This is a genomic window from Streptomyces odontomachi, assembly GCF_024435355.1.
GTDB classification, from domain to species: domain Bacteria; phylum Actinomycetota; class Actinomycetes; order Streptomycetales; family Streptomycetaceae; genus Streptomyces; species Streptomyces odontomachi.
Genome location: NZ_JAMJWG010000002.1, coordinates 222,445 through 244,683, shown reverse-complemented (window position 1 = coordinate 244,683; position 22,239 = coordinate 222,445). Strand labels below are relative to the sequence as shown.

17 protein-coding genes are annotated in these 22,239 nt (G+C 72.7%); 8 read left to right on the top strand and 9 right to left on the bottom strand.

Going from position 1 to position 22,239, the window contains the following annotated elements; genetic code table 11:
• Positions 1 to 230 precede the first annotated feature (230 nt).
• Together NQO67_RS05700 and NQO67_RS05695 are read left to right on the top strand one after the other, a co-directional pair.
• Positions 231 to 737, top strand: a complete 507-nt coding sequence (locus NQO67_RS05700; RefSeq protein WP_255947436.1) for a hypothetical protein — start codon at positions 231 to 233, stop codon at positions 735 to 737.
• 161 nt (positions 738 to 898) lie between these two features.
• Complete coding sequence (locus NQO67_RS05695; protein ID WP_255947434.1) at positions 899 to 3,256, top strand: glycoside hydrolase family 95 protein; 2,358 nt, start codon at positions 899 to 901, stop codon at positions 3,254 to 3,256.
• A gap of 107 nt (positions 3,257 to 3,363) precedes the next feature.
• Here the strand turns inward: NQO67_RS05695 and NQO67_RS05690 are convergent, their stop codons facing one another.
• Together NQO67_RS05690 and NQO67_RS05685 are read right to left on the bottom strand one after the other, a co-directional pair.
• Positions 3,364 to 5,343: an N-acetylmuramoyl-L-alanine amidase gene (locus NQO67_RS05690; RefSeq protein WP_255947432.1), complete on the bottom strand. Its 1,980-nt coding sequence runs from the start codon at positions 5,341 to 5,343 to the stop codon at positions 3,364 to 3,366.
• A gap of 468 nt (positions 5,344 to 5,811) precedes the next feature.
• On the bottom strand, positions 5,812 to 6,978 hold the full coding sequence (locus NQO67_RS05685; protein WP_255947430.1) for an aminoglycoside phosphotransferase family protein: 1,167 nt from the start codon (positions 6,976 to 6,978) through the stop codon (positions 5,812 to 5,814).
• 236 nt (positions 6,979 to 7,214) lie between these two features.
• On the opposite strand from NQO67_RS05685, the gene NQO67_RS05680 reads away from it, so the two are divergent.
• Entirely contained in the window at positions 7,215 to 8,747 is a 1,533-nt protein-coding gene (locus NQO67_RS05680; RefSeq protein WP_255947428.1) for a DNA-binding protein NsdB, read from the top strand.
• 472 nt (positions 8,748 to 9,219) lie between these two features.
• Here the strand turns inward: NQO67_RS05680 and NQO67_RS05675 are convergent, their stop codons facing one another.
• The gene (locus tag NQO67_RS05675; RefSeq protein ID WP_255947426.1) at positions 9,220 to 10,233 is read right to left on the bottom strand and encodes a Gfo/Idh/MocA family protein; all 1,014 of its coding nucleotides are present in this window, start codon (positions 10,231 to 10,233) and stop codon (positions 9,220 to 9,222) included.
• 320 nt (positions 10,234 to 10,553) lie between these two features.
• Between NQO67_RS05675 and NQO67_RS05670 the strand changes: the two genes are divergently transcribed.
• The 5 genes from NQO67_RS05670 (at position 10,554) to NQO67_RS05650 (ending at position 16,472) form a co-directional block, all read left to right on the top strand.
• Positions 10,554 to 11,876, top strand: coding sequence for a cytochrome P450 (locus NQO67_RS05670; protein ID WP_255947424.1), 1,323 nt, complete (start codon positions 10,554 to 10,556; stop codon positions 11,874 to 11,876).
• 119 nt (positions 11,877 to 11,995) lie between these two features.
• A complete protein-coding gene (locus tag NQO67_RS05665) occupies positions 11,996 to 12,868 on the top strand; it encodes a PTS sugar transporter subunit IIAB (protein WP_255947417.1) in 873 nt (290 codons plus the stop codon).
• 15 nt (positions 12,869 to 12,883) lie between these two features.
• The gene (gene ulaA / locus NQO67_RS05660; RefSeq protein WP_255947415.1) at positions 12,884 to 14,467 is read left to right on the top strand and encodes a PTS ascorbate transporter subunit IIC; all 1,584 of its coding nucleotides are present in this window, start codon (positions 12,884 to 12,886) and stop codon (positions 14,465 to 14,467) included.
• A 98-nt stretch (positions 14,468 to 14,565) separates the two neighbouring features.
• Positions 14,566 to 14,790: an EF-hand domain-containing protein gene (locus NQO67_RS05655; protein WP_255947413.1), complete on the top strand. Its 225-nt coding sequence runs from the start codon at positions 14,566 to 14,568 to the stop codon at positions 14,788 to 14,790.
• Between the two features lie 386 nt (positions 14,791 to 15,176).
• Positions 15,177 to 16,472, top strand: coding sequence for an MFS transporter (locus tag NQO67_RS05650; protein ID WP_308295629.1), 1,296 nt, complete (start codon positions 15,177 to 15,179; stop codon positions 16,470 to 16,472).
• 87 nt (positions 16,473 to 16,559) lie between these two features.
• Here the strand turns inward: NQO67_RS05650 and NQO67_RS05645 are convergent, their stop codons facing one another.
• The 6 genes from NQO67_RS05645 to NQO67_RS05620 all read right to left on the bottom strand — a co-directional run bounded on the left by NQO67_RS05645 (position 16,560) and on the right by NQO67_RS05620 (position 22,083).
• Positions 16,560 to 17,474 carry an ABC transporter substrate-binding protein gene (locus NQO67_RS05645; RefSeq protein WP_255947411.1) on the bottom strand — a complete coding sequence of 305 codons (915 nt, stop codon included), beginning with the start codon at positions 17,472 to 17,474 and terminating at the stop codon, positions 16,560 to 16,562.
• A 79-nt stretch (positions 17,475 to 17,553) separates the two neighbouring features.
• Positions 17,554 to 18,093 carry a CbrC family protein gene (locus NQO67_RS05640; protein WP_255947403.1) on the bottom strand — a complete coding sequence of 180 codons (540 nt, stop codon included), beginning with the start codon at positions 18,091 to 18,093 and terminating at the stop codon, positions 17,554 to 17,556.
• Between the two features lie 74 nt (positions 18,094 to 18,167).
• Positions 18,168 to 18,812 carry a response regulator transcription factor gene (locus NQO67_RS05635; protein WP_255947401.1) on the bottom strand — a complete coding sequence of 215 codons (645 nt, stop codon included), beginning with the start codon at positions 18,810 to 18,812 and terminating at the stop codon, positions 18,168 to 18,170.
• 12 nt (positions 18,813 to 18,824) lie between these two features.
• Positions 18,825 to 20,336: a sensor histidine kinase gene (locus NQO67_RS05630; RefSeq protein ID WP_305125438.1), complete on the bottom strand. Its 1,512-nt coding sequence runs from the start codon at positions 20,334 to 20,336 to the stop codon at positions 18,825 to 18,827.
• A gap of 107 nt (positions 20,337 to 20,443) precedes the next feature.
• Entirely contained in the window at positions 20,444 to 21,259 is an 816-nt protein-coding gene (locus tag NQO67_RS05625; protein ID WP_255947399.1) for an ABC transporter permease, read from the bottom strand.
• Positions 21,259 to 22,083, bottom strand: coding sequence for an ABC transporter ATP-binding protein (locus NQO67_RS05620; RefSeq protein WP_255947397.1), 825 nt, complete (start codon positions 22,081 to 22,083; stop codon positions 21,259 to 21,261). Before NQO67_RS05620 ends, NQO67_RS05625 begins: the two co-directional genes overlap by 1 nt.
• Positions 22,084 to 22,239 lie beyond the last annotated feature (156 nt).

Genomic DNA, 22,239 nt, shown 5'->3' with positions numbered 1-22,239 from the left:
ATGCGCCAATCGGGCGCCCTTCCCGACCCGGGCGCGGGAGGTGCTGACCGGCCACCCGCCGAACGGACCGACCACCGACCGACCACCAGCCGACCACCGGCCGGTCACCCAGCCGAACAGACCGGTCACGTGGCAGAAGCGGCCCGGCCGTCCGACACGAGCGGGTCGGCCACCAGCACAAGGAGCCACCGACGCGTCAAAAGGCACCCCGGGCCACGTACCATGTCCGCATGTCGTTCCTCCGCCGCCGCAACCCCGCCACGCCCGCGGGCCCGGACTTCGACGTCCTGGCCATGGACCCCGGGGACTGGCCGGGCAATCTCGGCGCGGGGCTGCTGCCCGCTCCCGACGGCAGCTGCCAGGGCGTCTTCCTGCGCTACGACCTCTTCGGCGGGCGCGGACCCGCGATGATCATCGGCAATCTCCCGGAGGGCTCCCCGGCCCGCGACATCGAGATCGACAACGGCGAGATCCCCTTCGAGGTGGAACAGCTCCTGCTCGCGCTGGAGAACGACGAGGACGTCACCGTCATCGGCTCCGAGGACATCCCCGTGATGCAGGGCGACAACCTCCTGGTCGTCCGGCGCATCAAGCTCTCGGAGAGCCGTATCTCCTGTGTGCAGTTCGACCGCAGCGACGCCGTGCTGGTCACCATCGCCGCCTGGGACCGGCCCATCACGGACGACCTCTACGCCCTGCTGAAGCCGCTTCCTGCCGAACTCTTCCGGCAGGGCTGAGCCCGAAGTTCTCCCAGCAGGTCCAGGGCTGCCCCGCCCGGACACCGTACGGCGGGCCGCACGGTGCTTCCCCGGCGTTCCTTTGTCATGTCTCTTGCCGAATTAAGATCGGACCTCTAGCGTCGGGACACATGTCTCATGGCCTGACGCGAAGAACGACCATGATGTCCGCTGTTGGCAGTGCAGGCGCCCTCGCCTTGGGTGTGGTCGGCGCCGAAAACGAGGCGTCGGCGGCCACACCCACGCCTCACACCTCCGATGACCTGACCCTGTGGTACGCGACGCCCGCGGCCGACTGGGAGACCGAGGCCTTGCCGGTGGGCAACGGCGCGCTGGGTGCGATGATCTTCGGCACCCTCGCCACGGAACACCTCCAGTTCAACGAGAAGACGCTGTGGACCGGCGGCCCGGGCGCCGCGGACGGCTACGACTTCGGAAACTGGCGCGAGCCACGCCCGGACGCCGTCGCCGCGGTGCAGCAGCAGCTCGACGAGCACACCACCCTCACCCCCGAGGAGACCGTCGCCCAGCTCGGCCAGGCCAGACACGGCTACGGCGCCCACCAGACCTTCGGCGACCTCCTCCTCGACGTCCCCGGGGCCCCGGCCACCACCCCGGCGGACTACCGCCGCTCCCTCCACCTGGCCACCGGCATCGCCACGGTCGCCTACACCGACCAGGACCAGGGCGTGCGGCACGAGCGGGAGTTCTTCGCCAGCTGCCCCGACGCGGTGATCGTCGGACGGCTCGCCGCCGACCGGTCCGGCGCCGTCTCCTGCACGCTCCGCTACTCCTCGCCGCGCGACGACTTCACCGCCACCGCCGAAGGCGACCGGATCACCGTGCGCGGGACGCTCGCCGACAACGGCATGCGCTTCGAGGCCCAGCTGCGCCTGCGACACCAGGGCGGCACGCTGACGGCGGCCGACGGCGCGCTCACGCTCACCGGCGCGGACGAGGCCCACTTCGTGCTCGCCGCCGGCACGGACTACGCCGACGCCTACCCGCACTACCGCGGCGACGACCCGCACGCCACCGTCACCCGCACCGTCGACGCAGCCGCCCGGCGCACCCATCCGGAGCTGCGCGCACGCCATGTCGCCGACCATGCGGCACTGTTCGGCCGCGTCACGCTCGACATCGGGCAGCGCGCCCCCGCCGACCTGCCCACCGACCGGCTGCTCGCCCAGTACGGGGCCGGCACCGGCGACGACGCGGCCGACCGGGCGCTGGAGGCGCTGTACTTCCAGTACGGGCGCTATCTGCTGATCGCCTCCTCACGCCCCGGATCGCTCCCCGCCAACCTCCAGGGCGTGTGGAACGACAGCACCGAGCCGCCGTGGTCGGCCGACTACCACGTCAACATCAACCTGCAAATGAACTACTGGCCCGCCGAAGCGGCGGCGCTCCCCGAAACCACCGAGCCCTTCCACCGCTACGTGGCCGCGATGCGGGAGCCGGGGCGGGTCACCGCGCGGGAGATGTTCGGCTCCCGCGGCTGGGTGGTGCACGACGAGACCAATCCGTTCGGCTTCACCGGCGTGCACGACTGGCCCACCGCGTTCTGGTTCCCGGAGGCCGCGGCCTGGCTCACCGCACAGCTCTACGAGCACTACCGCTTCGGCGGCTCCACCCGGTTCCTGCGCACCACGGCGTACCCGGTGATGAAGGAGGCCGCCGAGTTCTGGCTGGACAACCTGCACACCGACCCGCGCGACGGCACCCTGGTCGCGTCCCCCAGCTATTCGCCGGAACACGGCGACTTCAGCGCCGGTGCCTCGATGTCCCAGCAGATCATCCATGACCTGTTCACCAACACCCTGGAGGCCGCCCGGACGCTGGGCGACTCGCCCGCCTTCCGCGCCGAACTCGAACAGGCCCTGAAGTCACTCGATCCGGGCCTGCGGATCGGCTCCTGGGGCCAGCTCCAGGAGTGGAAGGCCGACCTGGACTCCCCGACCGACGACCACCGGCACGTCTCCCACCTGTACGCCCTGCACCCGGGCCGGCAGATCGTCCCCGGCAGTACCTGGGCCGAGGCGGCGAAGGTGTCACTCACCGCGCGTGGCGACGGCGGAACCGGCTGGTCCAAGGCCTGGAAGGTCAACTTCTGGGCACGGCTGCGGGACGGCGACCACGCGCACCTGATGCTCTCCGAGCAGCTGAAGGCCTCGACGCTGCCCAACCTCTTCGACACCCACCCGCCGTTCCAGATCGACGGCAACTTCGGCGCCACCTCCGGAGTGCTGGAGATGCTGTTGCAGAGCCAGTTCGACGCCATCGAGGTACTGCCCGCGCTGCCCGCCGCCTGGTCCGACGGCTCGGCGCGCGGGCTGCGGGCCCGTGGTGGCGCGACGGTGGACATCGACTGGTCGGCCGGTCGTGCCACCCGCATCGCGGTGACCGCCGGCCAGACCCGGGACCTCACCGTGCGCAGCGACCTCGTCCCCGGTGGCGAGGTCACGTACCGGGCCGAGGCGGGCACCCGCCGGGTCTTCAGCGCCCAGGACGGGGACTGACGGGGACTGACGGGGCCTCGCGATCGCTGCGGGGGCACGGGAGACACGAGACAGCAGACGCGAAGGGGGCCCGGGTCGCACGACCCGGGCCCCCTTCGCGCTCCGTGTCACCGGCCGGCGTGCACCACATCCACGTCGGCGGCCCGCACGTACTCCACGCGGTGCGCGAACTGGATCTCGTAGTACACGTCCGTGCCGCGCACCACCTTGTGGGAGGCGGTGTCGAAGGTCACCGCGTAGTAGTACTCACTGGTCACCTTGTTGCCCACCACGTACTTCTGACCGGCGAGCAGCTTGTACGGCATCGGGGAGACCGCCTGCACCGGTACGTCCGCCGGATAGGCCGACGCCTCCGGGTACGCCCGCCCGTACACCGGCACCTCGCTCTTGCCGGCCTTCGGTGTCACCAGCACGCCGGTGGTGGGCACCGCGGCCGGGTGCTTCGCCGGGTTCTTGAACCATGCCTTCTGGCCGAGGAACCAGATCGCCGTCCAGTCGCCCTTCCGGTCGGCCACCGCGTAACTCTGACCGGTGGACGCGCGCGAGCCCATGTCGTTCACGTCGATCGTCGAGTCCTCGCCACCGGGGCGCAGTCCGATGTCCTTGAGCAGCGGTGCGTCGTCGCTCGGCTCGGTGTGCAGCCGGACCTCACTGGAGCCGTGCGCCGCGCACGGCTCGCCGGCCGTGGTGCAGCCGGTGTACGCCGGCTGGTTGGTGGCGTAGTCCGGGCGGATGGTGACCACACCGGAACCGTTGGGCGCCGTCGCGCGCAGGGGCTTGCCCAGCAGCTCGAAGTAGTGCGCCCAGTCCCAGTACGGGCCGGGGTCGGTGTGCATGGCCGGGATGCCGGAACCTGTGGTGGCCGGCACCGTGTCGTGCCCCAGGATGTGCTGCCGGTCCAGCGGCAGGTCGTACTTGTCCGCCAGGTACGCCACGAGCCGTGCCGACGCCCGGTACATCTCCTCCGTGTACCAGGCGTCCGGGTCGGTGAGGAAGCCCTCGTGCTCGATGCCGATGGAGTGCGCGTTGACGTACCAGTTGCCGGCCTGCCAGCCGACGTCCTTGGTCTGCATGTGCTCGGCGATGTGCCCGTCCGTGGAGCGCACCGTGTAGTGCCAGCCCAGGTACGTCGGGTCCTGCACCAGTTTCAGCGAGACGTCCCACGAGCCCTCGGTGTCGTGGATGACGATCGCGTCGACGTGCTGGTCGTGCGGACGGTCGGCCAGGTCGTGGTTGCCGTAGTCGCCGTCGCCGAACTCCGCGTAGGGCGCGGGCACCCATTCGCACGCCACCGTCTTCGGGCACTCGGTGCCGTCCGTCTTCGCCTTGCGCAGCCCCATCGCCGTCACCTGCCGGGCATCGGGTGCGAGCCCGGGGTCGGCCGTGAGGGTGATCCGCTGGCCGGTGTCGGTGGTGCGGTGCGCGCCGTCCCGGATCACTGCGAAGACGTCGTCGGCATAGCCGGCGGCCGTGGCGGAGTCATCGGCGCCGGAGAAGCGCGCCACGGCGCCGTACCAGTCGGCGGGGTCGTCGCTGAGCGACTTGCCGAGCCGCCGCTGCGCGTCGGCCAGCAGGGCGGCGCCACCGCGTACGTTCGCCGCGGGGTCGGTGCGCAGCTGCCGGGCCGGGATCCCGGTGAGCCGGGCCGCGTGCTCCAGGGTCGTCAACCGGGCCGGCAGCTCGGTGGACTTGGGCACCGGGGCCGGATGCGGGGTGAGCGTGGCCCGGGCGGCGTCGCCGCGCGGATCCTCGCCACCCTGGCTGTGGTGCTGCCCCGCGGTGGCGAGCGCGGTGCGCGCGTCGGTCAGGTGCATGGGGCCGTAGCCGCCGGACACGCTCGGCGTCCCCGGGTGCGCGTCCCAGCGCGACTGTAGGTACGCCACGCCCAGCAGCACGCTCTGCGGAACGTGGGACTCGGCGGCCGCCGCCGCGAAGGTGCCCTGCAACCGGGCGTACCCGGGCACTTCGGCTCCGCTGGAGGGGGCGGCACCGAGCAGCGGCAGCAGCAGGGCGGCCGAGGCGAGCAGCCCGCTCTTGGGCAGGTGTCTGTGCGCGGCCGACTTCTGGTCGGGGGCGGTTCTTCGCAATGCAGCCTCCTGGGACGTGAATCAGGTGCGCAGCGGCGTTCGGGCCGGGACGTGCGTCAGTCGTATCCGCTGGGCGAGCATCCGTCAATCACGCTCCGGACACGGGATGCGCGACCTCAGGACATGCGATATCCCCACGTCAGAGAGGGCGGGCGGGCACTGAAGGACGGGGCGCGCACTGGCGGCGACACCGCCTGCGACGCGTCAGTGGCGTGGACCAATGGTTGGCCCTCCATCGGGGTCGAAGAGCTCTCGCCGGGGCGTGGGTGCGACGGAGGGGGTGGGACGGGAACAGCCCCTACGGGACGGTTGGTGGGCACCGTCCCAAGGGGCTGTTTCGATTGCGTGTTCGCGTGCGTGTTCCCGTGCATGTTCGCGTGTGTGTCTCCACGCGTGTGCTCAGAGGGCTGTTTGGCGGGGGCGGGTGGGTTCGGATGCGGGACCGGGGCCCTGCGCCCCGGGTACCCGTCAGCGCGTGCCGACCGCCGCCCGTACCGCGCGCCGGGCCAGCATGCAGTCGTCGTGCAGTCGCCGCAGCAGTAGGCGCTGCTCCTCGCAGGACGGTGCCGGGGCGTAGGCGCCCGCCGGACCCGGCGGCGGCGTGGCGCCCTCGCGCAGCGAACGTTGCACCGCCGTCTCGTACGTCCGGATCTCGCGGGTCAGCACCAGCATCAGGTTCACCAGGAACGCATCGCGCGCGACGGGGCCGGCCAGCTGGGCGAGCTGGGAGATCTGCCGGCGTGCCTCGGGGGAGTCGCCGAGCACCGTCCACAGCGTCGCCAGGTCGTAGCCGGGCAGGTACCAGCCGGCGTGCTCCCAGTCGACCAGGACCGGTCCTGACGGGCTCAGCAACACGTTCGACAGCAGCGCGTCGCCGTGGCTGAACTGCAACACCGAGCGGCGGCCCGTGGTGTGGGCGATGCCGTGCAGCAGCTTCTGAAGATCGCCGAGGTCACGGTCGGTGAGCAGGCCGAGTTCGTGATAGCGGGAGATCCGCGTGCCGTAGTCCAGGGGGCAGCCGAAGACGCCCTCCGGAGGCTGCCACTGGCCCAGCCGGTGCACGGCGCTCAAGGCGGCCCGTAGCTCGCTGCGGGCCGGCACGGGTGCCGGATGCCGTTGCAGGGCGGCGGTGCGTCCCGGCACGCGCTCGATCACCAGCGTGCCGCCCGCGGGGTCGGCGGCGATCAGCCGGGGCACCCGCACGGGCGGGCGGTTGCGCACGAAGGAACGGTAGACAGCTATTTCGTGCTCGTAGCGCTCCTTCCAGGCGGGGGACTGGTCGAGTAAGCACTTGGCGACGGCGGTGACCCGGCCGACGCTGCCGATCAGCAGCACCGAGCGCGAGCTGCGGCGCAGCAACTGGACGGGGCTGAACTCGGGGCAGATCCGCTGCACCGCGGCAATGGAGGTGCGTAGTTGGGCGCCCTGCGGCCCCGACAGGTCCAGGCGTCCGCTCAGCGGGGAAGGGCCGGTCCTGACGGGCCGGCGCGACTGGGCGGGGAGCAGCCGGCCGGGACGGTCGACGGAAGCGACACCGCCGCCCGCCGGCGCGGGGTTCTCCCGGGTCCGGGGCGGCCGGGGGAGCAGGTGCGGCGGCCGGGGTGGGGCGGACACGGAGGACGATGCTGCGTACATGGGCGAAACAGATCCCTTCGTGTGCCTGCGAATTCCCTCGCGTCACCCGGCCCCGGCGGCGTCGGCGGCACCCTGGGGAGTGCGGCCCGGCCACCGGGCCCAGGCGGCGCTCTCCTACCTGACACCCCGTGCCCACTGGCACACCATGTGGCGGGGCCTGGCGAACCCTGGCGAATAGTCGCTCAGCAACTGCCAGCGGGCTACTGTCGAGGCAGCCGAGAACCTGGGGGCTTGACGTGAGCGGACAACCCAACACCCGCCTGGCGGACCTGTTCGGTCTCGCCGGTTGGTCGAAGGGTGAACTCGCGAGACTGGTGAACCGGCAGGCGGCCGCCATGGGCCACCCTCAGCTGGCCACCGACACCTCGCGGGTGCGGCGTTGGATCGACATGGGAGAGATCCCGCGCGATCCGGTACCGCGGGTGTTGGCGATCCTGTTCACCGAGCAACTCGGCCGTGTCGTGACCATCGAGGACCTCGGTCTGGTCCGACACGGGCGCGCCTCGAAACGGCGTGACGACGGGGGTGAAGAGCATCCCGACCCACTGCCGTGGCCGCCCGAGCGGACAGCTGCGGTCCTCACCGAATTCACGGGAATGGACCTCATGCTCAACCGACGCGGCTTGGTGGGCGCGGGTGCCGCGCTCACCGCAGGATCAGTACTCAGCAGCGCGATGCATGACTGGCTGCACACCGACCCGGCCCTCGCGGCCGATGCCCCCCGCTCCCCGCAATCCGACTCCCCTCTCCACACCGATCCCCTACACGCCGACCCCGCCGGCCTCGACCGCTACGAGGCCGCCCCGATCGGGTCCCAGGAAATCGAGGAACTGGAACGCTCCGTCGAGGTGTTCCGCGCCTGGGACGCGGCTCGCGGCGGCGGACTGCAACGCAAGGCGGTGGTCGGCCAGCTCAACGAGGTCGGCGGCATGCTCGCCTACCGCCACCCCGACCACCTCCAGCGGCGGCTCTGGGGCGTCGCCGCCAACCTCGCCGTGCTCGCCGGCTGGATGTCGCACGACGTCGGTCTCGAACCCACGGCCCAGAAGTACTTCATCATCGCCGCACACGCCGCCCGCGAGGGGGGCGACCGGCCCAGGGCGGGCGAGGCGCTGTCCCGGGCCGCCCGCCAGATGGTGCACCTCGGCCAGCCCGACGACGCCCTGGACCTGATGAAGCTCGCCACCTCCGGCTCCGGCGAGGAGACCCTGCCGCGCACCAAGGCCATGCTCTGCACCATCGAGGCCTGGGCCCAGGCCTCGATGGGACACGGCCAGGCCATGCGGCGCACCCTCGGCGTGGCGGAGCAGCTCTTCGTCTCCGACAAGGGCGAGGGGCCGCCGCCGAGTTGGATGCAGATGTTCGACGAGGCGGACCTGCACGGCATGCAGGCCCTCGCCTACCGCACCCTCGCCGAGCACGAGCCGGCGGCAGCCGGCACCGCGCAGCACCACGCCCAACTGGCCCTGGACCTGCGGAGCAAGGGACGGCAGCGTTCGCAGATCTTCGACTACCTCACCCTCGCCTCGTCCTGCTTCATCGCCGACGACCCCGAGCAGGCGGACGCCTACGCGCGGCTCGCCCTGGTGTCGATGGGTTCCAACTCCTCGTCGCGCACCTGGGACCGGCTGCGTGAGATGTACCGCCTGACCGGGCGGTACGCCGGCTACTCGAAGATCGACGACCTGCGGGAGGAGATCGAGCACGCCCTGCCGAAGCCATCGGCACGGGTCACCGTGGACAAGCCCCGGGACACCGCCCGGGCCTGACCGCGCGGCAAGCGGCCACCACCGCGTCATCCTCGCCCCACTCGCCCAGGAGCGACGGGGCGGGCTCGGGGGCATGCGCGGGAGCCGCGGGAAACCAGTCACAGAGATGGCACGGCTTCCTGCGGCTCGACCGCGAGCCCGCGCACGGTCCTGCGCGCACCACCGACGCTGAGCGAGTCACGGGTCTCGCTCGCACGCGGCGGCCGGCGCGCAGATCACCGACGTCACTCGGCCCCGCTCTCACGAAGCCGTGCTCTCGCCAGCGCCGAACAGGGACTCGACCCCTCCGGGACACCGCTGGGATGCCGGCCGTCCGGCCATGAACTGCGTCCGGCACCACGAGTACGGCGAGAAGGGCTGAGGATGACTCTGGCACAGCCCCGGACGCCGCGTAAGGGCTTTGGCACAATCCACTTCCGAGGTGCATTCGGCATATGCCAGAGTCCCGGATAGTGGCGTGCCCAGGCCGCCGTCAGCAATACAGGGCGGGCCGTTCCTCCAGGTGGACGGCGACCCGGGCGCCGTCTCGCTGGGCGCGTACACCGGCCTGCGCCACCGCGGCCGTGGCATATCCGTCCCACGCGCTGGGGCCCGTCACGATCCCCTTGCGGGCGGCGTCCACCCAGGCCTGAACCTCGCGGTCGTAGGCGTCCACGAACCGCACCAGATAGTCCTGCGGGATCTCCTCCCGCGTGCTGCCCTCGGTCTCCACCACCATGGTGCGCGCATCACCGATGCGGGCACTGCCCGTCTCGCCGACCGCCTCGCACCGCACCTGGTAGCCGAAGCCGCAGTTGACGAAGATCTCCACGTCCACCACGGCACCCCCGGACGTCTCGAAGAGCACCAGCTGTGGATCGAGCAGTCCCTCGGGAGCACCCGAAGAGGGCTGCGGCCGCAGGACCGAGACCGCGGTGATCTCCTGGCCGAGCAACCAACGGCTCGCGTCGATCTCGTGCGAGACGGAACTGTCGATCATCATCGCCGAGGTGAACCCGGCCGGCGAGGACACGTTGCGGTGCGTGCAGTGCAGCATCAGCACCCGGCCCAGCCGCCCGGCGTCCAGCAGTGCCTTCAGACGCAGGTACTCGGCGTCGTAGCGGCGCATGAACCCGACCTGCACCAGGCGCCGGCCCACCTTGGCTTCGGCCGCCATCACCCGCAGCGCACCCGCGGTGTCCGGGGTCATCGGCTTCTCGCACAGCACCGGCAGCCCGCGTTCGAAGGCCGCGAGGAGCGCCTCCTCGTGGGACGGACCGGGGGAGGCGATCAGGACCGCCTCGACGCCGGGTACGTCCAGTGCCGCCAGCGGATCGGTGTGCAGCGACGCTCCCCTGATCCCGGCCGCCGCGGCCTCGACCCGCCCGGCGTCCGGGTCGGCCGCCGCCACGATCCGGGCTCCGCTGATGCTCTGGTCGATGCGCCGGATGTGGTCGGCACCCATGTGGCCCGCCCCGAGGACGGCCACTCCCAGTAGGTCACTCACCTGCACGCCTCTCCTGCTCGGTCGCCTGGCACACCTCGCGCCCGGCGTACGCCCCGGGCCGTCACGGCGGGCACCGCCCGCCAGCGCACGGTACCGCCGGGCCAGCCACGCGCGCCGGGCCACCATCATGCCTGGCCGGTGCGCGGCGCCGGGTGGGCGTGGTCCGGGGTGCTCCGTTCGGGCGGCAGGGGGCGCCCTGGCGCTCGGCGCGTGCGTGGTCAGGGAAGGCATACCGGACACGGGGTGCGGTCCGTCGGCCGTGCCCTTCACGACGGCGGCCGGCACCGTGGCCGCGGGAGCAGCACCGGGAGGCGTATCCCATGACCACCCAGCCGACCCAGCCCGCCCGGCCGGGGCCGGCCTCCGCCGCGTCGCCCGCCGGCACCCCGCCCGACTCCACCGCGCCCGCAGCCCCCGCCACGTCACCGGCCGCCCCGGCCGCCGGCGGCCGGGACTCCGCACGGGCCTGGGCCGTCGACGACCTGCCCGCGCTCCAGTTCGACCCGCTCCTGCACGAACTGCTGCGCGACGAGCCCGTGGCGCGCATCAGGCTGCCCTTCTCCACGGACCACGACGCGTGGGTGGTCACCCGCTACCAGGACGTCAAGTTCGTCACCTCCGACCCCCGGTTCAGCCGCACCGCCCTCGTCGACGCGACCGTGACGGCCATGTCCGGCCATCGTGTCGCCTCGCCGGCCGGGCTCAACTACGCCGACCCGCCCTACCACACCAAGCTGCGCAAGATCGTGAACAAGGCCTTCACCGGGCAGCACATGAAGCGGCTGCGCCCGATGGCGCAGCAGACCGTCGGCGAGCTGCTCGACACCATGGCCGAACAGGGCTCGCCGGCCGACCTCATGACGCACCTGCACGGCCCGCTGCCGCTGTCCGTGGTCTGCGACCTGCTCGGCATCGACGAGCGGGAGCGCGTGCGGGTGAGCGCCTGGCCCGACGTGATCCTCTCGACCGGGCGTGGCGCGGCGGCGAGCAACGCCGCCAAGGGGGAGGTCACCGCCTACATCACCGACCTGCTGCGCAGCAGGTTCGACAGCGAGGCTGACGACCTGGCAGCGGTGCTGGCGCAGGCCTGGCAGGCCGGCGACATCAACGAGGCGGAGGCGGTCTCGTTGGCCACCGCCATCCTCGTCAGCGGGGCGCACGCGGTGCGCTACAACAGCGCCAACATGGTCTACATGCTGCTCACGCACCCCGAGCAGCTGGACCGGCTGCGCACGGAACCGGCCCTGCTGCCGGCCGCCGTCGACGAGCTGCTGCGGCACATCCCGCACCGGAACGGCGTGGGCCTGCCCCGCATCGCCACCGAGGACGTCGAGGTGGGCGGCGTGCGCATCCGCGCCGGCGAGGCGGTCTACGCGTCCTATCTCGCCGCCAACCGCGACCCCGAGGTCTTCGCCGACCCGGACGCGCTCGACTTCGACCGTGCGGGCGTCGCCCATCTGTCGTTCGGGCACGGCCCGCACCACTGCATGGGCGCGATGATGGCCCGCATGGAGTCGGAGGTGATGCTCGCCGCACTGCTCGAGCGGTTCCCGCGGCTCAGGCTCGCCGTGCCGGCCGAGGAGATCACGTTCCAGAGCAAGGGCTTCATCCGCGGCCCGCGGGAGCTGCCGGTCGCCTGGTGACCCTGCCGCGCCCCGCTCGGCGAAGCGTGCCGCGTGTGGCGCTTTGTACCGGACGATCCCGCAGGTGGGAGGCGCACAGGGGGTGGGCCGGGCGGCCGGTCCGTGGAAAGATCCCCCGCATGGCAGAGCTGACTGAGCTGCTTCCGGCCGACGCCGTGCGCCTCGACGCGGCGGTGGACGACTGGCGGCAGGCGATCACCGTTGCCGGCGAGCTGATGGTCGCCGCCGGGACCTGTACGGACGCGTACACGGCGGAGATGATCGGCAACGTGACGGAGAACGGGCCGTACATCGTCCTGGCGCCCGGCTTCGCCTTCGCGCACGCCCGGCCGTCTCCCGCGGTGCTGCGCACCGGCATGTCCTGGGTGCGCCTCGCGGCACCCGTGGAGTTCGGTCACGAGACCAACGACCCGGTGGACCTGGTGGTGGCCCTCGCCGCGCGGGACGCGAGCGAGCACACCGCAGCCATGGCTTCCCTGGCGAGACTGCTCGCCGACCCCGGCATGGCGCAGGCGCTGCGGGACGCGTCCACCCCCGCGGCACTGCGCGCCGTACTCGGCGCGGCGACCGGCAGCACGTCCGGCACCGCCGCGCCGGAGGGGGCGGCGCGTGGCGCGGCCCGGGAGGGCGGCGCCGGGGAGAGCGTGCCCCCGGCGAGCAGGGACACGGGGGCGGGGCGGCGGTCCGCCGGTGGTGCCGGGTCCGAGCCGCACAAGATCATCACGGTGTGCGGCAACGGCCTGGGCACCAGCCTGTTCCTGAAGAACACGCTGGAGCAGGTGCTCGAGCGTTGGGGCTGGTCCCGGTACGTCACCGTGGAGGCCACCGACACCGTCTCGGCCCGCGGCAAGGCGTCCGAGGCCGTCGCCATCATGACCTCCGGGGAGATCGCCAGAACGCTGGGGGACGTCGGCGTGCCCGTCAAGGTGGTGACGGACTTCACCAGCACCACCGAGGCAGACCGCGTCCTGCGGGACACCTACGACGTCTGAGGGGCTATCACACTCATGGACTGGCTCGTCGCCCTCGCCAAGTTCCTCGTCAACGACATCCTCAGCCAGCCGCCCTACCTGGTGGGACTGATCACGGCGGCCGGACTGCTGGCGCTGCGCCGGTCCGCGGGGCAGGTGGTCGGCGGCGGGATCAAGGCGACGCTCGGGTTCCTGCTGATCAACGCCGGGGCGACGCTCGTCACCGGCTCCCTGGCGCCGCTCGGCGTGATGATCCAGGGCGCCACCGGCGCGCACGGCGTGATCCCGACCAACGAGGCCATCGTCGGCATCGCGCAGCAGCAGTACGGGGCCCGGGTGGCGTGGTTGATGATCCTAGGCTTCGCCGTCAGCCTGGCGTTGGCGCGCTTCACGCCGCTGCGCTACGTCTTCCTCACCGGGCACCACATGCTGTTCATGGCGACCCTGCTGACGATGGTGCTGGCCAGCGCGGGGCAGCCGTCCTGGCTCGTGGTGGTCGTCGGGGGCGCGCTGCTCGGCATCATGCTGGTGGCGATGCCTGCCTTCGCGCACCCCTGGACCAAGCGGGTCACCGGCAACGACACCATCGCCATCGGCCACTTCGGCAGCGCCGGCTACATCGCGGCGGGTGCCACCGGCCGGCTGGTGGGCAGGCGCAGCCGGAGCACCGAGGACATGAAGCTGCCCGAGGGCCTGCGCTTCCTGCGGGACTCCATGGTCGCCACGGCGCTGTCCATGGTGCTGCTGTACGTGATCATGGCGCTGGTCTACCTCGGCAAGGTCGGCAGGGCCGAGGCGTTCAAGGCGTTCGCGAGCAACGGCAGCGGCGCGGCGACCGGCGTCGGGAACTACGTGATGCAGTCGCTGATGCAGGGGTTGCAGTTCGGCATCGCGGTCGCCGTGATCCTCTTCGGTGTGCGCACCATCCTCGCGGAGCTGGTGCCGGCCTTCCGGGGCATCGCGGAGCGACTGGTGCCGGGCGCGGTGCCCGCCCTGGACGCACCGATCGTCTTCCCCTACGCGCAGAACGCCGTCCTCATCGGCTTCCTGTGCAGCTTCGCCGGCGGTCTGGTCAGCCTGGGGCTGCTCGGTTGGATCTTCCACCCGGCGTTCGGACTCGCCCTGGTGCTGCCCGGTCTCGTGCCGCACTTCTTCACCGGTGGCGCCGCGGGCGTGTACGGGAACGCGACCGGTGGCCGGCGCGGCGCCGCCGTGGGCTCCTTCGTCAACGGCGTGCTGATCACCTTCCTGCCCGCCCTGCTGCTGAAGGTCCTCGGCGACTTCGGCAAGGCCAACACCACCTTCGGCGACGCCGACTTCGGCTGGTTCGGCGCCGTCGTCGGCAACGCCGCCAAGGCCGGCGACGTTGCCGGAGCCGTACTGATGCTGCTGGTCGGCGCGGTGGTGCTGGGCGCAGCGATCGTGGTCCAAAAGCGCGTCGTGCTCACCGGCTGGGACCCGGGCACGGCGCGTGACGCGGTGCTGCCCTCCGAGGGCGCCGGCGGCACGACGGTGCCCGCACCGCGCGCTGAGGCCGCCACGATCGGCGGCGGGTACGCCAAGGTGCCCCCGCCGGCAGGGGCGCCGGTGCCGCCGCCGGCTCCGGTCCAGGGGGAGTGAGTGCGGGGGAGTCGTGTGCGACCGGCACGGCCGGCACCAGGCGCCACGACGGCCACTAAGCTGTGCCGCCATTGATCACGTAGCAAGGAGTGGTGGCAGTGACCGGCAACGACACGGCACGCACGGTGTTCGACACCTTCGACGTCAACAAGGACGGGTTCCTGACGCCCGACGAGTTCCGTCAGGTCATGTCGGAACTCGGGGTCGCGGACCTCACCGCGACGCAGGCAAGGACCCTGCTGGGCCGGCAGGACGCCGACGGCGACGGCACGGTGTCGTTCGAGGAGTTCCTGAGCGCCTACGAGCGCGCCGGGCGCAGCTGAGCCGGGCGTCGCCGCCGGAAGCGGCAGAGTGCCCGAGGGGGCTCGCGCTCTCCCCGGGCGGCACGGCGCCGGGGGAGAGCGCCGTGCGCCGCCCCGGTGCGGGCCGGACAGCGCTGGGCCACGGCGCCGTGCCGCGGGCTCGCGGGTGATCGTGCGTCGAACGGGCCGTGCACCGCGCCGGTCTGACACCGGGTCGGGTGACTCGGTCCCGTCCGGCCACGGACCGTGCACCACACATCACCCCGAGGGAGACCATGAGCAAGAACATACGGTCAGGCGAGGGCTGAGCCGGGAGCAGCAGTCGCGCAAGGAGCCAGCTCGCCGAAGGAGTCAGCCCCGCAAAGCGGTCCGCGAGGGGGCACGAGCGCCAGAGGAGGGCACCCGCGATTTCCAAGACCGACGCCCCGAACCGTTCCCGCTCGGGAGGCCGCTACTACGGCTGGCGTCTGGTCACCGCCCTCGGTATCCACACGATCGTCGCCTACGGAACCACCCAGTACCTCTTCGGTGTCCTCGTCACCCCCGTCACCGCGACCCTCGGAGGCTCCCGCGCCGACATCTCGTCGGCCTACTCCGTCTCCCTGCTCGTCTCCGCCGCCCTCGGCATCCCCGTCGGCCGGGTCGTCGATCGGCGTGGCGCCCGCGCCGTGCTGGCCTGCGGGTGCCTCACGGGGGCGGTGTCGCTGGCCGCGCTCGCCGCCGGCCCCGGCCTGAGCGCCTTCTTCCTGGTCTGGGCGCTCGGCATCGGCACGACGATGGCGCTCACCCTCTACCCGGTCACCTTCGTCGTCGTCACCAACTGGTTCGATCGCCGCCGCGGCCGGGCCATGGCGCTGCTGACCACCCTCGGCGGCCTGTCCTCGCCCCTGTGCATCCCGCTGTCCGGTTGGCTGATCTCCACATGGTCCTGGCGCACCGCCCTCGTCGTCCTCGCCGTGATCCAGCTCGCCATGGCCCCGCTCGCCGTCGTCTTCGTGCGCCACCGACCCGAAGACCTCGGCCTGCGCCCGGACGGCGACCCCTCTGCGGGATCCGGTGCATCCGCGGTGCCCCCGGCCGGCCAGACCCCGCGGCGAGCCGTACGCGGCGCCGCGTTCTGGTGCCTGACCGCGGCGGGCAGCACCGCGATGCTGGCCGCCAACGCCCTCCAGGTCCACCAGATCCCCTACATGATCTCCCGGGGCATGTCTCCGGTACTGGCGTCGACGGTGTCCGGCCTGACCGGCCTGGCCAGCGTCCCGGCCCGGCTCGTCCTCAACACCTGGACGGAACGGGTGGCGAGTCGCCGGCTGCTGTGCCTGGCGACCGGTGCGATGACCCTGGCGACGATCGTGCTGTTCCTGGCGAACGCGACATGGCTGTTCGTCACCTACGCGGTGCTGTACGGATTCGGCTACGGCAGCCTCAACCCGCTGCGCGCCACCGCCCTCGCCGACCAGTTCGGACGCCTCCACTACGGCACCATCACGGCCTGGCAGAACGCTGCCGTGCTCCCGGCAGCCGCAGTCGGCCCGGCCCTCACCGGGCTGCTCTTCGACGCCTGCGGCGGCTACGGGCCCGGGCTGCTCGCGGTCGTCGGCTGCACCGCCCTGGGCACCCTCGCCGCCGCGCTGACCCCCGCGCCCGGACCCTCCCCGCCACCCGGCACAGGTGCGGCACCGTCACCGGGCGCCGGCCGCTGACCACGGAGCCCCCGGGCGGCGAGCACCTTCGTGGCGGGCGGGCGCCCGAGGCGGGCGTCTGGTCCGGCCCTCCGGATCCCGCCGGGGTCAGCGGATGCGGCGGGCCAGCGACGGATCCGGTGCACCGACGACGCCGGGGTGGAGGATGCCGGCCAGCGCCTCGACACCGTCGACCAGGCGGGGTCCGGGGCGGGCGAACGACGCGTTGGCGTCCACCGCCCACAACGGCACTCCCGCAGGTAGCCGGTCGGCGATCTCGGCGGCCAGCCGGGCCGACTCGTCGAGGCCGAAGCCGCACGGTGCGCAGACCACCACGTCCGCCGTGGCGGCCGGGCCGGCGACGAGCTCCTCCCAACCGGTGCGGAACGAGCGTTCCCCGGAGCGGCCCACGACACAGCTCCCACCGGCCGCCTCGACCATGTCCGGCACCCAGTGGCCCGGTGCGAAGGGCGGGTCGGTCCACTCCAGGACCAACGCCGGCACCGGCGCCGTACCCGGATCACGGCTGACCTCGGCCCGTACCGCGTCGAGCCGCGCCGACAGCCCTGCGACCAACTGCTCGGCCCGGGCACGGCAGTGGCCGCCGGCGGCGGTACCGATGGTGATGATCGAGTCGAGCACCTCGGGCAGCGTCTCCGGATCGACGGTCAGCACGTCCGCGCGGCAGGCGAGGTACTCCAGCGCGTCGTGGACCGTGCCGACGTCGACCGCGCAGACCGCGCACAGGTCCTGGGTGACGACCAGATCGGCGTCGAGCCCGGCCAGCGCGCTGCGGTCCAGGTGGTACAGGTCCTCCCCGGCGGCCATCCGCTCGGTGACCAGCCGGTCGATCTCCGCAGGCGACGCCCGGCCCCCCTCGGGCAGCGCACTGGTGGAGACGATGCGCCGGCTGCGGGCCTCCGGTGGGTGGTCGCACTCGAACGTGACACCGACGACGTCGTCACCGGCGCCGACCGCGAAGAGGATCTCCGTGGCCGAGGGGAGGAGGGAAACGATCCGCACCCCTCCACGGTAAGCCCGGACCCGGGGAGCCCGGCAGACCGCCACAGGAACCGGCGACGGCGGCGCACCGCGCCGTGGTTCAGGTGGCGTCGGCATAGGCGAGGTGCGTCGCGCAGACCCGGCACCGGAAGAGGTAGGCCGTCGGCTGGTCGTCCCTGTCCAGCGCCCCGAGGAAGCGCTCGACCTGGCCCGGCGGCCGGCCCCGACCGCTCACCTCTCGGCGCAGCGCCGCCAGCGCGTCGGGGTGGTCCGCGAGTTCGGCCGCCCCGACACGGCCCAGGAAAGCGGCGCCGTCGCCGCAGTGGAAGAACCACCGGGGCTCCTGCCAGGCGGGGAAGCCCGGAGTGCGTCTGTCGACCGCGGAGAAGACCTCGATCGGCACGTCGTCGCCCAGACCCGTGCCGCCCGTGAAATGCGCGTCGAACCGCTCGGCGACGTCGCCGTTCGCGATGCACCACGGGCACAGCCGGTCGGCGAGGTCGTCGACCGCGTACACCGGTCCCGTGTAGATGTACCCGCGTCCCCGTCCACAGCACATGCAGACCGCATCCGAAGGGATCACCACGGAGGTGCTCACGGGGTCGGGGTGGTAGGGGAAGTCGGGCAGCAGCTCGGTCACGACCCGGAACCGTAACAGCCGGCACGGACGGCCGGCGTGGGCAGCCGGCCGCAACCCGAGGCCGTCCGCGGCGGTCAGGGATGAAGATGGCGGAGGACCGCCAGCACCCGGCGGTTGTGGTCCTCCGACGACGGCAGTCCCAGCTTGCCGAAGATCGCGGCGACATGTTTCTCCACCGTGCCGGCGGAGACCACCAGGGCCGCGGCGATCGCGGCGTTGGAGCGGCCCTCGGCCATCAGGGAGAGCACCTCACGTTCCCGCTGGGTGAGCCGGTCGAGGTCGTCGACGTGCCGGCTGGCACCGGCGAGCTGGGTGACGACCTCGGGGTCGAGCGCCGTGCCGCCGGCACCGACCCGCGCCAGTGCGTCGACGAACTCGGAGACATTGGCGACCCGGTCCTTGAGCAGATAGCCCACGCCCGCCGACCCCGCCGCCAGCAGCCGGGTCGCGTAGCGCGTCTCGACGTGCTGGGAGAAGAGCAGCACGCCCGTGGCGGGGTGATCGCGGCGGATGTCGATGGCCGCGCGCAGCCCCTCGTCGGTGTGCGTGGGAGGCATGCGGATGTCGACCACGGTCACCTCGGGAAGGTGCCTCGCGACCGCCGCGCGCAAGGCTTCGGCGTCGCCCACGGCCGCACACACCTCGTGCCCGCGCTCGCTCAGCATCTGGGCCATCAGCTCCCGCAGCACGGCAGCGTCCTCGGCGATCACCACGCGCATGGCCGCATGCTCTCACGCGTGCAGCGGCAGCTCGACGGTGGCGACCGTCCCGCCGCCCGCCGGGCTGTCGATGCTCAGCCTGCCGTCCACCGGGCGCACCCGCTGCTGGAGTCCGGTGAGGCCGCTGCCCGGTCCGGGTTCGGCGCCGCCGTGCCCGTCGTCGGCCACGACCAGCCGCAGGACGCCGTCCTGCTCGGCCACGGTGACGGTCGCCCGACGGGCCCCGCTGTGTTTGATGACGTTGGTCAGCAGCTCAGCGGCACAGAAGTAGGCGATGGTCTCGATCGCCGCCGACGGCCGCACCGGCACCCGCACGGACAGGTCCACGGGCACGGTGCTGCGCGCCGCCAGGGTGGCCAGCGCGTCGGGCAGACCGTCGTCCAGGACCGGTGGATGGATGCCGCGGGCCAGATCGCGCAGTTCGGCGATGGCCTCGGTGGCGTTGTGGTGCGCGGTCTCCACCAGGCGGCGCAGCCGGGTGCGGTCCGGTCCCGCGCCGTCGTCGCCGATCCCTTCCCTGATCATGTCGAGGCTCATCGCCAGCGCCACCAGGCGCACCTGCGCCCCGTCGTGCAGGTCGCGCTCCACCCGGCGCAGCAGCGCAGCGGCGTCGTCCACGGCCAGCGCCCGGGTCTCCTCCAGGTCCCTGACCCGTTCGGCCAGCGCCCCGGGCCCCAGCAGCTCCCGCAGGAGCCGACGGTCGACGGCCACCACCGCGCGGGTCAGCCACGGCGCGACCAGCAGGGTGAGAACCCCGATGGCCGCCGCGAGCAACGTGCCCCAGAAGGTGTGGAACCGGGGCGCGCCGCCGAACGGCAGCGGGGTGAGGACCGGCGCGCCGTGCGGGCCGCCGTGCCGCGGGTACTGGCCGAGGACGCTCCACCTGAGCGGCGTGGAGAGGTTGACCAGACCCGTCACCCACCACCCCACCGCGTACATCCCGAAGGCCGACACCGGCAGCTTCACCAGCACATACCCGACGCAGCGCCAGTCGACGGGGTTGCGCAGCCCGGCGTCCAGCCGCCCGAACAGGCCGTGGGCCGGCGCGGGCGGCACCGGTGCGGGGATGCGCTCGCCGAGCAGCCCGCGGGCGAGCGCGCGGTGCGCTGCGCCCTGCACCCGGGCCAGGCGCAACGCGGCCACCAGGATCAACGCCCCCAGGATCCCGCCGACCAACGACACCAGCAGCCCCGAACCCAGCGCCAGCAACACGATGACCAGTACGGAACCGGCCACCGCCAGCGGGAAAGCGGCCAGGCAGTACGCCGCCTCCAACCAGGCACGCGCGGTCAGCGGCGTGCGCAGCACCGTGCCGATGCCACGGACCGCGCGGACCGGGCCGGGCAGGGCGGCACGGTCCGCCCCCGGAGCGCCGGGGCGCGCCGTGCCTGCCGCCGCCGGCGGGCCGGCCGGTCGCAGGTGCGGCGCGGACGGCGGCCCGGCCGGCTGGTGATCGGCGGAGGGCGGATGGGGCGGTGGTGGGTCGGGCGGCGACGGAGGGGGCGCCTTGCGGCTGTCCTGCATGGCTCAAGTCTCCTTCACCGTGGTCCCTTGCCCGGGGCCTCCCGCCTTGCCCGCGCTTCCCGTCCCGGCCGCGGCACTTCGTCCGGGCCTCGCCTCCGGCGCTCCGGTCACGCGTCCCGCCGGGTCAGCAGCCAGCCGCCGGCGCCGAGCAGCAGCACCACGTACAGGCCCAGCATCCCCAGCCCGGCCCAGGGCGAGAGCATGCCGTCCGTCACCTTGGCCGCCGCGAGGGAGTTCCCGGCGATCATGGTCGGGAAGTACTTGGCGATGCGGACGCCGGTGAGCCCGGCGAGGAGCGCAGGAAGCACGAAGAGCAGGACGACGACGCCGCCGATGGCGCTCGCCGTGTGCCGCGTCAGGGCGCCGATGCCCAGGCCCATGAGGCCGACCAGCGCCAGGTAGACCCCGGACAGCAGCACCGCCCGCAGCACGCCCGGCTGGTCGAACGACGGGTGGGGCACGGCCGGATGCAGCGCCGCACGACCCGCGAAGAAGGTGCCGAGGGAGACCGCCTCGCCCGCCACCAGCGTCGGAACACCGAGCACGGCCGCCTTCGCCGGAAGCAGCAGCGGGCGCCGCGGGATCGCGGCGAGCGTCGACCTGATGGACCCGGACGCGTACTCGCCGGTGATCAGCAGGACCCCGATCACGCCGATCACCAGCTGCCCGAACGCCACTCCGGCGAGCACGTTGTTGGTCGGGTCGAAGGCGGCGGCCCGGCCGGGCCCCGGCGCCTTGGTGTTGGCCATGGTGATCACTCCCACGGCCAGCATGGCGACGACCACCAGCAGCAGCGCCCACCACGTCGACCGCAGACTGCGCAGCTTGATCCACTCCATCCGGACGGCCTGCCGCAGACCGTGCCGGCCGATGTCCGGCCCTGTGGTGCGGGCGGGTGCGGTACGGCTGGACGGGGAGGTCATCACGGGCGCTCCTGGCGGTGTGCGGTGCCCTGGCGGGGCAGGTCCTGAGGGTCTGGGCCCGGGTGCCGGCCCGGAGTGTCGACGGCCGCGGCGCCCGTCGGCTGCGGGGCCAGGCCCCGGTATTCGGCGCTCTCGCCGGTGAGCCGGAAGAAGGCCTCCTCCAGGGAGCCGCCCGAGGCGGTCAGCTCGCGCACCGAGGTGTCGGCGAGCAGCCGGCCCTGGCCGATCACCACGAGATGGTCGGCGGTCAGGGCCATCTCGCTGATCAGATGGCTGGAGAGCAGCACGGTGCGGCCCTCGGCGGCCAGCGATCTCATCAGGTTCCTGATCCAGCGCACGCCCTCCGGATCGAGGCCGTTGACCGGCTCGTCGAAGAGCAGTACGGCCGGGTCGCCGAGCAGGGCCGCCGCGATGCCGAGCCGTTGCGCCATGCCGAGCGAGAACGTACCGGCGCGCCGCCGTGCCGCCCCGCTCAGCCCGACGGTCTGAAGGACCTCGTCCACCCGACGGGCCGGGACGCCGCCGCCCGCGGCCAGCGCCGCCAGATGGTGGTACGCGCTGCGACCGGGGTGGAAGGTGCGTGCCTCCAGCAGCGCCCCCACCTCGCGCAGCGGCCAGGGCAGGTCGCGGTAGGCGCGCCCGGCGATGCGCACCTCGCCGGTGTCCGGCGCGTCAAGACCCATGATCATGCGCATGGTGGTCGACTTGCCCGAGCCGTTCGGCCCGAGGAAGCCGGTCACGCTGCCCGGTCGTACCGTGAAACTCAGATCCGCCACGGCGACGGTGGGCCCGTACCGTTTCGTGAGATCCCTGACGTCGATCATCGCTGCTCCCCTGTGGCGCGGTCCGGTGCGTGAGGCACGGTCGTGCGCCTTCACGGGAGTTCACGCTAGGCAGCGAGCGACGCCGGGATAACGAGGCTGACCTCCGTCTTCGTCTGGGGGTTTACCCCCAGGGCCCCTCCTGAGGGCCCCTCCTGC

Coding starts and splice junctions, on each gene's coding strand:
- NQO67_RS05700 (WP_255947436.1), top strand. CDS start 231: ATGTCGTTCCTCCGCCGCCGCAACCCCGCCACGCCCGCGGGCCCGGAC.
- NQO67_RS05695 (WP_255947434.1), top strand. CDS start 899: ATGATGTCCGCTGTTGGCAGTGCAGGCGCCCTCGCCTTGGGTGTGGTC.
- NQO67_RS05685 (WP_255947430.1), bottom strand. CDS start 6,978: ATGTACGCAGCATCGTCCTCCGTGTCCGCCCCACCCCGGCCGCCGCAC.
- NQO67_RS05670 (WP_255947424.1), top strand. CDS start 10,554: ATGACCACCCAGCCGACCCAGCCCGCCCGGCCGGGGCCGGCCTCCGCC.
- NQO67_RS05665 (WP_255947417.1), top strand. CDS start 11,996: ATGGCAGAGCTGACTGAGCTGCTTCCGGCCGACGCCGTGCGCCTCGAC.
- ulaA (WP_255947415.1), top strand. CDS start 12,884: ATGGACTGGCTCGTCGCCCTCGCCAAGTTCCTCGTCAACGACATCCTC.
- NQO67_RS05635 (WP_255947401.1), bottom strand. CDS start 18,812: ATGCGCGTGGTGATCGCCGAGGACGCTGCCGTGCTGCGGGAGCTGATG.
- NQO67_RS05630 (WP_305125438.1), bottom strand. CDS start 20,336: ATGCAGGACAGCCGCAAGGCGCCCCCTCCGTCGCCGCCCGACCCACCA.
- NQO67_RS05625 (WP_255947399.1), bottom strand. CDS start 21,259: ATGACCTCCCCGTCCAGCCGTACCGCACCCGCCCGCACCACAGGGCCG.
- NQO67_RS05620 (WP_255947397.1), bottom strand. CDS start 22,083: ATGATCGACGTCAGGGATCTCACGAAACGGTACGGGCCCACCGTCGCC.